Annotated in this window: 12 protein-coding genes; 2 read left to right on the forward strand and 10 right to left on the reverse strand. The window is 62.6% G+C overall.

What is annotated here, in order from left to right:
- Positions 1-2 precede the first annotated feature (2 nt).
- The 4 genes from msrP to BTH42_RS21800 all read right to left on the reverse strand — a co-directional run bounded on the left by msrP (position 3) and on the right by BTH42_RS21800 (position 5416).
- Positions 3-998 (reverse strand): protein-methionine-sulfoxide reductase catalytic subunit MsrP, encoded by a 996-nt coding sequence (msrP, locus tag BTH42_RS21785; protein ID WP_075303249.1) that lies wholly within the window; start codon positions 996-998, stop codon positions 3-5.
- A 214-nt stretch (positions 999-1212) separates the two neighbouring features.
- Positions 1213-2421, reverse strand: coding sequence for a c-type cytochrome biogenesis protein CcsB (ccsB, locus tag BTH42_RS21790; RefSeq protein ID WP_075303250.1), 1209 nt, complete (start codon positions 2419-2421; stop codon positions 1213-1215).
- 4 nt (positions 2422-2425) lie between these two features.
- Entirely contained in the window at positions 2426-4618 is a 2193-nt protein-coding gene (locus BTH42_RS21795; RefSeq protein ID WP_075303251.1) for a cytochrome c biogenesis protein ResB, read from the reverse strand.
- 144 nt (positions 4619-4762) lie between these two features.
- Entirely contained in the window at positions 4763-5416 is a 654-nt protein-coding gene (locus BTH42_RS21800; RefSeq protein ID WP_075303252.1) for a cytochrome c, read from the reverse strand.
- A gap of 220 nt (positions 5417-5636) precedes the next feature.
- On the opposite strand from BTH42_RS21800, the gene yihA reads away from it, so the two are divergent.
- Together yihA and hemB are read left to right on the forward strand one after the other, a co-directional pair.
- Positions 5637-6287, forward strand: a complete 651-nt coding sequence (gene yihA, locus BTH42_RS21805) for a ribosome biogenesis GTP-binding protein YihA/YsxC (RefSeq protein ID WP_075303253.1) — start codon at positions 5637-5639, stop codon at positions 6285-6287.
- Positions 6288-6591: 304 nt separating this feature from the next.
- A complete protein-coding gene (gene hemB, locus BTH42_RS21810) occupies positions 6592-7590 on the forward strand; it encodes a porphobilinogen synthase (protein WP_075303254.1) in 999 nt (332 codons plus the stop codon).
- A gap of 139 nt (positions 7591-7729) precedes the next feature.
- Here the strand turns inward: hemB and dsbD are convergent, their stop codons facing one another.
- From dsbD to rpsK, 6 genes are all read right to left on the reverse strand, one after another.
- Positions 7730-9607, reverse strand: coding sequence for a protein-disulfide reductase DsbD (gene dsbD / locus BTH42_RS21815; protein WP_075303255.1), 1878 nt, complete (start codon positions 9605-9607; stop codon positions 7730-7732).
- Positions 9600-9932, reverse strand: a complete 333-nt coding sequence (gene cutA / locus BTH42_RS21820; RefSeq protein WP_075303256.1) for a divalent-cation tolerance protein CutA — start codon at positions 9930-9932, stop codon at positions 9600-9602. Before cutA ends, dsbD begins: the two co-directional genes overlap by 8 nt.
- Before the next feature lie 183 nt (positions 9933-10115).
- Positions 10116-10508, reverse strand: a complete 393-nt coding sequence (gene rplQ, locus BTH42_RS21825; protein ID WP_075303257.1) for a 50S ribosomal protein L17 — start codon at positions 10506-10508, stop codon at positions 10116-10118.
- A 170-nt stretch (positions 10509-10678) separates the two neighbouring features.
- Positions 10679-11656: a DNA-directed RNA polymerase subunit alpha gene (rpoA, locus tag BTH42_RS21830; RefSeq protein ID WP_075303258.1), complete on the reverse strand. Its 978-nt coding sequence runs from the start codon at positions 11654-11656 to the stop codon at positions 10679-10681.
- 123 nt (positions 11657-11779) lie between these two features.
- Positions 11780-12403, reverse strand: a complete 624-nt coding sequence (rpsD, locus tag BTH42_RS21835; RefSeq protein ID WP_075303259.1) for a 30S ribosomal protein S4 — start codon at positions 12401-12403, stop codon at positions 11780-11782.
- Between the two features lie 149 nt (positions 12404-12552).
- Positions 12553-12957 carry a 30S ribosomal protein S11 gene (gene rpsK, locus BTH42_RS21840; protein WP_006052224.1) on the reverse strand — a complete coding sequence of 135 codons (405 nt, stop codon included), beginning with the start codon at positions 12955-12957 and terminating at the stop codon, positions 12553-12555.
- Between the last annotated feature and the right edge of the window lie 9 nt (positions 12958-12966).

Consider the following 12966-nt stretch of genomic DNA (forward strand, 5'->3'; position numbering starts at 1 on the left):
CCTCAGAAGTTCTTCTTCAGGTCCATGCCCTGATACAGCGATGCGACCTGATCGCCATAGCCGTTGAACATCAGCGTCTTGCGCTTCGGCGTGAAAAAGCCGTCTTCACCGATGCGCCGCTCGGTCGCCTGGCTCCAGCGCGGATGATCGACGTTAGGATTCACATTCGAATAGAAGCCGTACTCGTTCGCAGCATAGGTGTTCCAGCTGGTCGGCGGCTGCTTTTCGACGAAGCGGATCTTCACCAGCGACTTCGCGCTCTTGAAGCCGTACTTCCACGGCACCACGATGCGCACCGGCGCGCCGTTCTGGTTCGGCAGCACCTGGCCGTAGACGCCCATTGTCAGCAGCGTCAGCGGGTTCATCGCCTCGTCCATCCGCAGACCTTCCGAGTAAGGCCAGTCGAGCACCGGCGTCGACAGTCCGGGCATCTGCGACTGATCGGCCAGCGTGATGAACTGCACGTACTTCGCGTTGCCGGTCGGCTCCACGCGCTTGATCAGCTCCGCGAGCGGCACGCCGACCCACGGAATCACCATCGACCATCCTTCGACGCAACGCAGCCGGTACACCCGCTCCTCGAGCGGCGCGAGCTTCAGCAACTCGTCGAGGTCGTACACCTTCGGATTCTTGATCGCGCCCTCGACGCTGACCTTCCACGGCCTTGGGCGCAACGAGCCGGCGTTTTGCGCGGGGTCGGATTTGTCGGTGCCGAACTCGTAGAAGTTGTTGTACGTCGTGATGTCCTTGAACGGCGTCACCTTGTCGAGCGCGACGAACTTCGCGTTGGTCTTCGCCGCCAGCTTCTGCGCCTTCGGGTCCGGCGACGAGTACGCGGCGAGCGCCTCGCCGCTCACGCCGATCAGACTGCCGAGCGCCATCGCGCCAGCTGCCTGGAGAATGCGCCGGCGGTTCTCGAATACGTGTTGCGGCGTGATTTCGCTGCGCGCGATGTCATCGCCGGTCAGTTGAATTCTGTCGCTTCGCTTGATCCACATCGTGCTGCTCCTTGCCGGCCCGCCGCTCGCTGCGGCTCGCGGGCCTGTCTGATGATCGTCCGTTCGCAGACATCTGTCGTCCACGGATCAATACGTGGGTGCTCGACTGGTGAACACGGGCACGCAACGAATATTCCTTTGGCCGTAAAAAAACCGCCGGTGCAAAGCACGCGGCGGTTCTTGGTCGACTTTTGCCGATACGACGCGGCAGCGCTTACAGCTTGCCGTAGCTATGCAGGCCCGACAGGAACATGTTCACGCCGAGGAACGCGAAGGTCGTGACCAGCAGGCCGGTCAGCGCCCACCATGCGGCGACCGCGCCGCGCAGGCCCTTCATCAGACGCATATGCAGCCACGCGGCGTAGTTCAGCCACACGATCAGCGCCCACGTTTCCTTCGGGTCCCAGCTCCAGTAGCCGCCCCATGCTTCCGCGGCCCACAGCGCGCCGAGAATCGTCGCGATCGTGAAAAACGCGAAGCCGACCGCGATCGATTTGTACATCACGTCGTCCAGCACTTCGAGCGCCGGCAGTCGATCGCCGAGCACGCCACGCTCCTTCGCCAGATACGCGACCGCGACCATCGCCGACAGCGCGAAGCTGCCATAACCGATGAAGTTCGCCGGCACGTGGATCTTCATCCACCAGCTTTGCAGCGCCGGCACGAGCGGCTGGATCTGCTGCGCGTCGCGCGCCACCGAGTACCACATCAGGAAGCCGACCGCCGCGCTGATCACCAGCAGCACGAACGCGCCGAGCGCGCGCGTGTTGTAGTGCTGTTCGTAATACAGATAGAACAGCGCGGTGATCAGGCTGAACAGCACGAATACTTCATACAGATTCGAGATTGGAATATGGCCGACGTCCGCGCCGATCAGGTACGACTCGTACCAGCGCACCATCAGCCCGACGAAGCCCATCAGCACCGCGACCCACGTCATCTTCGAGCCGATCGCGGCGCCGGTCGGCGAGCGCGACAACAACCCGATCCAGTAGAACACGGTCGCGAACACGAAGAGCGCGCTCATCCACAGGATCGCGGACTGGCTCGACAGGAAGTATTTGAGGAAGAACGCGGTATCCGCGCGGCTCAGGTCGCCCTGGTAGATCTGAATGGCCAGCAGCGACAGCGCGGCGATCCCGATCATCAGCGGCCGCACCGGCTTCCAGCGCCAGCCGAGCACGACGAACACCGGCACCGAGCACACCAGCACCAGCTTGTCGTAGTAATTCATGAACGGGTGATAGCGCGACAGCGCAAACCCGGCGCCCGCGACGAGCAGCAGCGCAAACAGCCAGTCGAAGATGCCGAGCCGTTTCAGAAACGGCCGGTCGTCGTATTGCGCGAGTTCGGGCAGAGCGCCCGCGAACGCCTTGTCGGCGCGCTTGGCGGAAGAGGATGAGGAAACCTGAGTCAAGTCCATGATCTTACCGGGTCGAATCCTGTGAGCTTGCGTGCGGCGCGGCGGCGTCGGCTGCTTCGATGAGTTTCGCGCCGAGCGCGGTGCCCACGGCGTCGCGCGTCTGGACGAACTCTTTTTCGAAGTCGAGCGTCTTGCGTGCGCTCGACATCGCCATCACAACGCTGGTGCCGTGGTCCGTGTCCTTGAGCCAGAACCACAGCCGGCGTTCGCGCACGTAGAACATCGAGAAGATGCCCAATACGAGAAGCAGGCTGCCAAGATACACGACTTTTTTGCCCGGCGCGCGCGTCAACTGAAATACCGAAGCTTGCACCTGCCTGAAGGAGTCAAGCTGCAAATAGACCGGCGATCCATACAGAAAGCTGTCGGATATCGCATTCAGCGAACTCTGGATAAAGCGGCTCGATTCCGCGTTGGCCGCCGCGGCGGGCTCGCCGAGCTGCTGGCGCGACAGTTGCCACAGATCCCAGGTCACACCTTCCAGCATGCGCAGCAGCAAGCCGGCGGCCTTCTCCTGCTCGCCCTTGGGCACCGACCGGTCGATAAAGCCGGCGATCGCCTGGAAGCCGCCGAGCGTCTCGCCGTTCGGCATCTTCATGCTGGCGTCGGCGCCCGAGAACAGGGTCAGTACGCGCGATGCGCTTTCTTCCAGATGCTGCTGCAGTTCCGGGTTCGAGCCGGGCACCGAGCGCTGCGCGAACTGGCGCGCGGCGGTGGCGCGCATCGCCGGGTCTTCGAGCGTTGCGCGCAGGTGCATCCATTCGTTCAGCGTGCCGCCGCTGTCGGCGGGGATGCGCAGATAGCGGAACGGGTCGTTCGGATTCGCGCGCATGCCGGCGAGGAACATCTTCTCGCCGTTCACGTCGACCGGCAGCATGTAGTTGTTGTACTCGCGCGCCTGGCCGTCCTTGCCGCGAATCTTGTACTGCACCGACGGGCCGACGTTGTGCAGATCGAGCGGCTTCGAGGTCTTCGCGCCGGAGCCCAGACGCTCGTCGAACGCTTCCTTCAGCGAGCGGTGCGCGGCGACTCCGCGCGCATCGTTCTGGCCGTTGGCGTTCGAGATGTTTTCGACGTTGATCGCGCGGAAGTCGGTGAATTCGACGGTCTGGCCGTCGCCGAGCGGCGTGGCCGTGTTCAACGGCGCATTGCCGCCGATCGTGCCGCCGAACGGCGCGGTCTTCGCACTCGCGCCGGTCATCGGGTACGCGGTCATCTGCATCTGCGAGCCGCCGTCCTGGAAGCTCGACTGATAGATCGACACGCCTTCGTATTCGAACGGCTTGTTGACCTCGATGCGCGCCGGCACGCGCGCGCCGGTCTTGTGATCGATCACGACGATGTCGCTGGCGAACAGCTTCGGCATCCCGGTCGAGTAGTAATCGACGATGAACTTGTTCAGCTCGATCGAAAACGGCAGGTCCTGGATCAGCGAGCCGTTCGGCTGGTTCAGGATCGCAGTCGACACGTGCTGGCCTTCCGGCACCCACGCGTAGCCGCGGAACGTCGGGTTCGATTCCGACAGCCGGTGTTCGGGCGGAATCTCGCTGATCATCGTGTTCGCGTTGATCGGCGACTTGTCGAACAGCCACATCTGCAGCTTGATCGGCAGATTGCTGTCGAGCAGACCGCCCAGACAGATCACGACGATCGCGAGGTGCGCGGAGATATAGCCGAACCTGGTCAGCGCGCCGCGCTTCGCGGCGATCAGCGTCGCGCCTTCCGACTCGCGCGTGACGAACTTGTAGCCGAGCTTCGCCGACAGCTTGCCGAGCACCGCCGCGCTCTGCGCGCGGGTGCCGTGCACCGCGAACTCGCCCTTGTGATGAAACGCGCGCAGGCTGCCTTCGCGGACCTTGTCCTTCCAGCTTTTCGCGTCGGCGAGCATCTTCGGCGCATTGCGGATCACGCACAGCGACACCGACACCATCAGGAAGCCGAGGATCAGCATGAACCACCACGAGCTGTACACCGTGTACAGGCTCAGCGCGCGGAAGATGTCCGCCCAGAACGGACCGAACTGGTTGACGTAGTTGGGATAGGGATCGTCCTGCGTGAGGACGGTGCCGATAATGCTGGCGATCGACAGAATCACGAGCAGCGCGATCGCGAAACGCATCGAGCTCAGGAGCTCGATGATGCTGCGCATGACGCGATTGCCCGACTTCGACTGCAGACCCGACGTGGTGACGCTCATTCAAACTCCGACTGAACAGCAAAAAAGGGTGAAGGGCTGTCGTAGGCACGACGCCCTCACCCTTTTCTTGTTTTTCCCGGCCTTGCGAGGCCGGTTGAATTGCGCGCGCGGACCGCTTACCGCAGCCCGCTCAGGGCAGTCCACTTAACGCAGACCCGCGATGTAATCCGCAACCGCCTTGATCTCGTTGTCCGACAGACGTGATGCTATCGCATGCATCGCGTCGTTGTTATTACGCGCGCCCGGACCCTGGGTGAACGCGGCCAGCTGCGCGACCGAATATTCGGCCCACTGTCCCGACAGGCGCGGATACTGGATCGGAATGCCTTGGCCCGTGGGCCCGTGGCAGCTCGCGCAGGCCGGCACGCCGCGATCCGCAATGCCGCCGCGATAAATCTGCTGACCGACTGCGACGGTGGCCTTGTTATGCGCATAGCCCGGCTTCGGCGTTTGCGTCGAGAAATAGGCCGCGACGTTGATCATGTCCTGGTCGGAGAGCGCGGCGGCCATGCCCGCCATGATCGCGTTGTTGCGCGCGGGCTGCTTGGCCCCCGGCTGCGTCTTGAAATCTCGGAGCTGCTTGACGAGATACTCGGGGTGTTGGCCCGCCAGCTTCGGATAGGCGCCCCCGGCACTGTTGCCGTCCGCGCCGTGGCATGACGCGCATACCTGAACCGCGATTGCCTGTCCCCGATTGATGTCCGGCTTTGCCGGTTCTGCTGCTCGTGCCTGAATTGCCAAACCTGAAAGACCTGCCGCTACATGAAGCACCATCAGAGTCTTGCTCAGTCGATTCATTCGCACACCCTGTCTCGTCTTGTGGGATTTTAGAGGTTTTGCAAAATACGACGACGGCGACCAAGTGACCGCCAGGAGCCGCCAAGGCACGTGGGGCGGGCTCCTCAGGTTTTCAGTAAACCATCGTATTGTACAATAACTCGCTAATCGCTAAGACGCCAGTCGGGCTTGACCCCGTTGCCGTTCCGGACTTTGCGGCGTCTCCAATCTGGCCTCCATCATGCCCTTCCTGCTCCACGAATCCCGTTTCTTCACCACCGTCAACCATCTGCGCGACCTGCCCGCCACCGCGCAGCCCGAGATCGCCTTCGCAGGGCGCTCGAACGCCGGCAAGTCGACCGCGATCAATCTGCTCTGCAATCAGAAGCGGCTTGCGTTCGCGAGTAAGACGCCGGGGCGCACCCAGCACATCAATTATTTTTCGGTCGGCAAGGCGGACGATCCGACCGCCTATCTGGTCGACCTGCCCGGCTACGGCTACGCGGAAGTGCCGGGTGCGGCGAAGGCGCACTGGGAAGCGTTGCTCTCCACCTATCTGCAATCGCGCTCGCAATTGCGCGGCATGATCCTGATGATGGACTCGCGCCGTCCGTTGACCGAGCTGGACCGGCGCATGATCGAGTGGTTCGCGCCGACCGGCAAGCCGATCCACACGCTGCTCACGAAGTGCGACAAGTTGACGCGGCAGGAAAGCGTGAACTCGCTGCGCGCCGCGCAGAAGGGTCTCGCCGAATACCGGGCCGCCGGCTATCGCGGCGAACTGACCGCGCAGCTGTTCTCGGCGCTCAAGCGCGTCGGACTCGACGAAGCGCATGCGCTGATCGAAAGCTGGCTGATTCCCGAAGCGGCGGGCGCGGCAGACCAGAGCTAGTGCGCTGCCGGCGGAATTTCCTCCACGCCGGAATTATTCGATTCGCTTGAAAGCGTGGAAGCGCGCGCGAAACCCGCGTGAAAGCGCGCTGTTTCGGCCGCCCATAAAAAAACCCGCCGCTTGAACGGCGGGTCAAACAGCCTAATCGAAAAAACGACAGGCACCCGCTCAGGGAGGAGAAGCGGGGAGGTCAGCGCCAGGCGCCTTGCTCGATCGGTATGATATACCATTGTCTCGAAAAGTTTCCGGGAGCGGAGCCAGGCGTTATTTGTCCACTCCTCACATCCACGATCTTCGATTCGATATGAGCTTCTACCCGCACTACCGTCCGCGCCGTATGCGCCGTGACGACTTCTCGCGTCGTCTGATGCGCGAAAACCTCCTCACCACCAACGACCTGATTTACCCCGTGTTCATCGTCGAAGGCGCGAATGTGCGGCAAGCCGTGCCGTCGATGCCGGGCGTCGAGCGCGTGTCGGTCGATCTGCTGATGGGCGTCGCCGAGCAGTGCGTCGAATTGGGCGTGCCGGTGCTGTCGCTGTTCCCCGCGATCGAGCCGTCGCTGAAAACGCCCGATGGCCGCGAGGCGACCAACCCCGCCGGCCTGATCCCGCGCGCGGTGCGCGAACTGAAGAAGCACTTCCCCGATCTCGGCGTGCTCACCGACGTCGCGCTCGATCCGTACACGAGCCACGGCCAGGACGGCGTGCTCGACGAAGCCGGTTACGTGATGAACGACGAAACCGTCGAGATCCTCGTCGCCCAGGCGCGCGCGCAGGCTGAAGCGGGCGTCGACATCGTCGCGCCGTCGGACATGATGGACGGCCGCATCGGCTCGATTCGCGGGATGCTCGAAAGCGAGAACCACATCCATACGCGCATCATGGCTTACGCGGCGAAGTTCGCTTCGGCGTTCTACGGCCCGTTCCGCGATGCCGTCGGTTCCGCGACGAACCTCGGCAAGAGCAACAAGATGACCTATCAGATGGACCCGGCCAATTCGAACGAAGCGCTGCGCGAAGTGGAAGCGGACATCAACGAAGGCGCGGACATGGTGATGGTCAAGCCGGGCATGCCGTATCTGGACATCGTGCGGCGCGTGAAGGACGAGTTCCAGTTCCCGACCTACGTGTACCAGGTGAGCGGTGAATACGCGATGCTGAAGGCTGCCGCACAGAACGGCTGGCTCGATCACGACAAGGTGATGATGGAATCGCTGCTCGCGTTCAAGCGTGCCGGCGCCGACGGCGTGCTGACCTATTTCGCGCTCGATGCGGCGCGGATTCTGCGCGACCAGAAGTAAGACGGGGCGCGGATCATCGCGCGTGGCTGTCGAAACAAAAACGGAGGTGGACCTATTGGTCTGCCTCCGTTTTTTATTGCGCCCTTCTTTTGGCCACGTGGCCGCCGAGCGCGCTGCGTCGCCGCTCGGCGCGGCTAGACTACACCCCTGAGGCGCTCGCACGATCCAGCGTGCGCAGGAATTTATCCACGGATTCGTAGCCGACCACCCGCAGCACTTCCCTGCCGCCGTGATCGAAGAAAATAATGCCCGGCGGCCCGAACAGATTGAAGCGCTTGAGCAGGGCCTGATCGTCGGGATTGTTCGCTGTCACGTCGGCGCGCAGCAGATTCATCTGCTTCAGCTTCGCCTGCACGCGCGGATCGCTGAAGGTGAATTTCTCCATTTCCTTGCAGCTCACGCACCAGTCCGCATAAAAATCGAGCATCGCGGGCTGTGCAGCCGTTTTGACGGCCTGGTCGAGTTGGGCCGACGAACGTACCGGCGCGAACGTCAGATCGCTCTGCGCTGCCGCTCCGGCCGCGCCGGTGGCATTAGCAAGCGATGCCCCGTTACCACCGCGTGCGGCGAGCACGGCGAGCGGTCGCAGCGGATCCGACGATCCCGCGGCGAGGCCGACCAGCAACGCGGCCGCCCACACCGCCATGACCACGCCGAGCGCCCGGCTGAAGCGGCGCCAGATCGAAGCGCCGGCAACCGCCGCGGAAAAGAGGCCGAGCGCCACCGCGGCGATCAGCAGCCACAGCGCACTGAGCAGCATCGTCGCGGCCGCGCCCAGCACCGGCCAGACGATCCACAGCGCCGCCGCGAGCAGTACCACGCCGAAGAACACCTTCACGCCGTCCATCCACTTGCCCGCGCGCGGCAGCAGCGTCCCCGCGCCGAGGCCGATGATCAGCAACGGCACGCCAAGCCCGATGCCCATCGAGAACAGCGCCGCCCCGCCGAGCACCGCATTGCCGGTGTGCGCGATGAACGCGAGCACCGCGAACAGCGGCGCGGTCATGCAGGCGCCGACCACGAGTGCGGACAGTGCGCCCATCACCGCGACCGCTGTGAACTTGCCGCCGGAACGTCCCGTCGATGCGCTCGACACGCGATCGCGCCAACGCGCGGGCATCTCGATATCGACGCCGGCGATCAGCAGCAGCGCAAAAATCGTCAGCAGCACGCCGAACGCGCCGAGCACCCACGGGTTCTGCAACCACGCGCCGAGACTTTGGCCGACCAGCGCGGCGGCGACGCCGAGTACCGTGTACACGAGCGCCATCCCGATCACATACGCAACCGACAACGCGAAACCGCGCCCACGCGTGACCGTCGCCCCTTCGCCGATGATGATCGCCGACAGAATCGGAATCATCGGATACGAACACGGCAGCAGGCTGAGAATCGCGCCAGCGACGAAATACAACCCAACGATCGCGAAGAAGCCGCCGCGCTGGAGCAGCGACTGTGCGTAGTCGGCGCTGGTTGCGCGTTCGTACCAGGGTTCGTCGTCAATGGCAGCGGATGGCTGGGTGACCGCGCCCGCCGCCGCGTTGCCCGCCGCCTGTAGCGCGGCGCCGCTCACGTGATACACGCGCTCCATCGGCGGGTAGCAGATGCCCGCATCAGCACACCCCTGCGACGTCACCGCGAGATCGAACGGCGCGCCCGCCTGCTTGACCGGCACACGGATCGTCAGCTCGTTGCGGTACGTCTCGACGTTCTTGTTGAACGTCTGGTCGAATTTCACGTGACCGGCCGGCAACTGCGGCTCGCCGAGCGTCGCCGTGCCGTTGCGGGTCGCGAACGCAAAGCGCTCGCGATACATGTAGTAGCCGTCGGCGATCTTGTACGTGACGACGACTTCGCCCGGCTTCTCGGACGCGCTGAATTTGAACGCGACGCTCGGGTCGAGGAAGTCGTCCGCGGCACGCGCAAGCGTGCCGAATTGCGCGAGGATCACGCAGCCGAACAGAAAGAATACGGTGCGCAGCGCAGCGCGCGCTCGCCGGTCGAGACCGTTAAACATGGAGGGGACGTTGGGTTTCAGCTGTGATCCACTGGCCGTACGCGGCGGACGCCGTCGCTTGCCATGAGAGGATTTCCGGCGTGTCGTAGGGATGGTGCGCGTGAATGAACTGCTCGAGTTCGAGCGCGCGAGCGGTGCTGGTCTTGAACAGCAGCTGGATTTCCTGAGCCGTTTCGACCGAGCCCTGCCAGTGATAGCTCGACTGCACGCTGCCCAACTGCGTGACACACGCGCAGAGCCTGGCAGCCAGCGCTTCGGCGCCGAGCTTCTGTGCGACGGCCGCATCCGGCACCGTCGTCAGCATCAAGGTCACATTCACACTCACACAAGCTCCGGCGCCGCACGATTCAGATGCCGATATCGTATCACCTGCCCCTGTCGGGCCGCAGAGCGCCCCACCGCGTCGCATCTGGCTCCGGGGCTCATGCAATTTTCCTCGAGCGGATTACCGGCCCCAAAAACAAAAAAGCCAGGCGATGCGCCTGGCTTTTTCTCGAAGCTAAAAAGCTTATTCAGCTTCTTGCACTTCCGTTTCTTCAACTTCCGGACGGTCGAGCAGTTCGACCAGTGCCATCGGTGCGTTGTCGCCGACGCGGAAACCGAACTTCAGGATGCGCAGGTAGCCACCCGGACGGTTTGCGAAGCGCGGGCCGAGCACGTCGAACAGCTTCGTGACCGAGTCACGATCGCGCAGGCGGTTGAACGCCAGACGACGGTTTGCCAGCGACGGCTTCTTGCCGAGCGTGATCAGCGGCTCGACGACTTTACGGAGTTCTTTCGCCTTCGGCAGCGTGGTCTTGATGACTTCGTGCTCGATCAGCGAGTTGGACATGTTACGGAGCATTGCCAGACGGTGGCTGCTCGTGCGGTTCAGTTTCCGCAGACCATGACGGTGACGCATGTTAATTCCTTCGGTTCAAAGTTTTGGTCCAGCTCTTCTATCGCGCTCGTTCCTGACGGGCAGGGAGCGCACGGGCCGGTAGTGAAAAAAGACAAGACGCGGATTTTAAAGGAAAATCCGCGTCTTTGCCAGTACACAGTACGCCGATACGACGGTGCGTTACACCCGAATTACTTGTCGAGACCAGCCGGCGGCCAGTTTTCGAGCTTCATGCCGAGCGTCAGACCACGCGACGCCAGAACTTCCTTGATTTCGTTCAGCGACTTGCGGCCCAGATTCGGCGTCTTCAGCAGCTCGTTTTCCGTGCGCTGGATCAGGTCGCCGATGTAGTAGATGTTCTCGGCCTTCAGGCAGTTCGCGGAACGGACCGTCAGTTCGAGATCGTCCACCGGACGCAGAAGGATCGGATCGATCTGCGGTGCGCGCGACGGTGCTTCTGCCGCTGCTTCCGTGCCTTCCAGTGCTGCGAAAACCGACAGCTGATCGACCAGAATACGCGCCGATTGACGGATCGCCTCTTCCGGCGAAATCACACCGTTGGTTTCGATGTTCATCACGAGCTTGTCGAGGTCGGTACGCTGCTCGACACGAGCGCTTTCGACCGCGTAGCTCACGCGACGAACCGGCGAGAACGACGCGTCCAGCACGATACGGCCGATGATCTTGGCCGACTCTTCGCCATAACGACGCACGTTGCCCGGCACATAGCCGCGGCCCTTTTCGACCTTGATCTGCACGTCGAGCTTGCCGCCCTTCGACAGATGCGCAATCACGTGATCCGGGTTGATGACTTCGCAATCATGTGCGAGTTCGATATCGCCGGCGGTGACCACGCCTTCGCCGTCCTTGCGCAGCGTAACCGTCACTTCGTCACGGTTATGCAGCTTGAAGACGACACCCTTCAGGTTCAACAGCAGGTTGACCACATCCTCTTGCACACCGTCGAGCGTCGAATACTCGTGCACGACGCCTGCGATCGTCACTTCGGTCGGCGCATAGCCAACCATCGACGACAGCAGCACGCGCCGAAGCGCGTTACCCAAGGTGTGGCCGTAACCGCGTTCAAACGGTTCCATGACCACTTTCGCGTGGCTCTCGCCAAGCGATTCAACTGCAATGATCTTGGGCTTCAACAAACTGGTTTGCATAGGTTTTCCTTTTCAATACCCTCGGCTCGTTACACCGATAAGGCTGACCGGTAACAACCTGAAAGAAAACAGCCGAGACGCCCCCTTGCTCAACGCAAACGGGTGCCCCGGCCGTCAATCCGATTACCGCGAATACAATTCGACGATCAGGCTTTCGTTGATATCGCCAGCGATGTCGCTGCGTTCCGGCTTCTGCTTAAAGGTACCTTCGAACTTCTTCGCGTCGACCGCGACCCAGCTCGGCATGCCGCCTTGTTCAGCGAGCGACAGGGCTTCGACGATACGAGCCTGCTTGCGCTTCTGTTCGCGCACGGCAACGATGTCGCCAGCCTTCACTTGCATCGACGGGATGTTCGACACGACGCCGTTCACCATGATCGCCTTGTGGCTCACGAGCTGACGTGCTTCAGCGCGCGTCGAGCCGAAGCCCATGCGATACACGACGTTGTCCAGACGCGACTCGAGCAGTTGCAGCAGGTTTTCACCCGTGTTGCCCTTCAGGCGGTCTGCTTCAGCGAAGTAGCGGCGGAACTGACGCTCGAGCACGCCGTAGATACGCTTAACTTTTTGCTTTTCGCGCAGCTGCGTACCGTAGTCCGACGTACGAGCGCCCGAAGTGCGACCGTGCTGACCCGGCTTGCTGTCGAGCTTGCACTTGTCAGCGAGCGAGCGGCGTGCGCTCTTCAGGAACAGGTCGGTGCCTTCACGGCGGGACAGCTTGGCCTTAGGGCCGATATAACGTGCCACGTTAATTCCTTCTGTGATTGATCACGCGAATGCATACACTCGCGCTAGTCCGAACCCTTTGGGTCGAACGGTGGGCTTAGTCAATTCAATAACGAGCGAAGCCTGCCGCCGCGCAAAGCGGCAACAGGCGCTCGCAAAAACCCGGCGTCTTAGATACGACGACGCTTCGGCGGACGGCAGCCGTTATGCGGGACCGGCGTCACGTCGGAGATCGCGGTGATCTTGATGCCAAGACCATGCAGCGCGCGCACCGCCGATTCGCGGCCAGGACCGGGGCCCTTGATCCGCACTTCGAGGTTCTTCACGCCGTATTCCATCGCCACGCGGCCAGCCGATTCGGCTGCGACCTGAGCTGCAAACGGGGTCGATTTACGCGAACCCTTGAAGCCCTGGCCACCCGACGTTGCCCAAGCAAGCGCGTTGCCTTGACGGTCGGTGATCGTGATGATGGTGTTGTTGAACGACGCGTGAACGTGAACCACGCCCTCGGCGACGTTCTTCTTGACCTTCTTGCGAACGCGTTGCGCCGCGGAGTTGTTCGAAGCCTTAGCCATTACGTTTTC

It is taken from the genome of Burkholderia sp. SRS-W-2-2016 (genome assembly GCF_001931485.1).
Taxonomy (GTDB): Bacteria; Pseudomonadota; Gammaproteobacteria; order Burkholderiales; family Burkholderiaceae; genus Paraburkholderia.

Excerpts from the sequence above, each read along its gene's own strand:
- dsbD (WP_075303255.1), bottom strand. The coding sequence starts at position 9,607 with ATGTTTAACGGTCTCGACCGGCGAGCGCGCGCTGCGCTGCGCACCGTA.
- rpsK (WP_006052224.1), bottom strand. The coding sequence starts at position 12,957 with ATGGCTAAGGCTTCGAACAACTCCGCGGCGCAACGCGTTCGCAAGAAG.
- ccsB (WP_075303250.1), bottom strand. The coding sequence starts at position 2,421 with ATGGACTTGACTCAGGTTTCCTCATCCTCTTCCGCCAAGCGCGCCGAC.
- hemB (WP_075303254.1), top strand. The coding sequence starts at position 6,592 with ATGAGCTTCTACCCGCACTACCGTCCGCGCCGTATGCGCCGTGACGAC.
- rpoA (WP_075303258.1), bottom strand. The coding sequence starts at position 11,656 with ATGCAAACCAGTTTGTTGAAGCCCAAGATCATTGCAGTTGAATCGCTT.
- rplQ (WP_075303257.1), bottom strand. The coding sequence starts at position 10,508 with ATGCGTCACCGTCATGGTCTGCGGAAACTGAACCGCACGAGCAGCCAC.
- msrP (WP_075303249.1), bottom strand. The coding sequence starts at position 998 with ATGTGGATCAAGCGAAGCGACAGAATTCAACTGACCGGCGATGACATC.
- yihA (WP_075303253.1), top strand. The coding sequence starts at position 5,637 with ATGCCCTTCCTGCTCCACGAATCCCGTTTCTTCACCACCGTCAACCAT.
- BTH42_RS21800 (WP_075303252.1), bottom strand. The coding sequence starts at position 5,416 with ATGAATCGACTGAGCAAGACTCTGATGGTGCTTCATGTAGCGGCAGGT.
- BTH42_RS21795 (WP_075303251.1), bottom strand. The coding sequence starts at position 4,618 with ATGAGCGTCACCACGTCGGGTCTGCAGTCGAAGTCGGGCAATCGCGTC.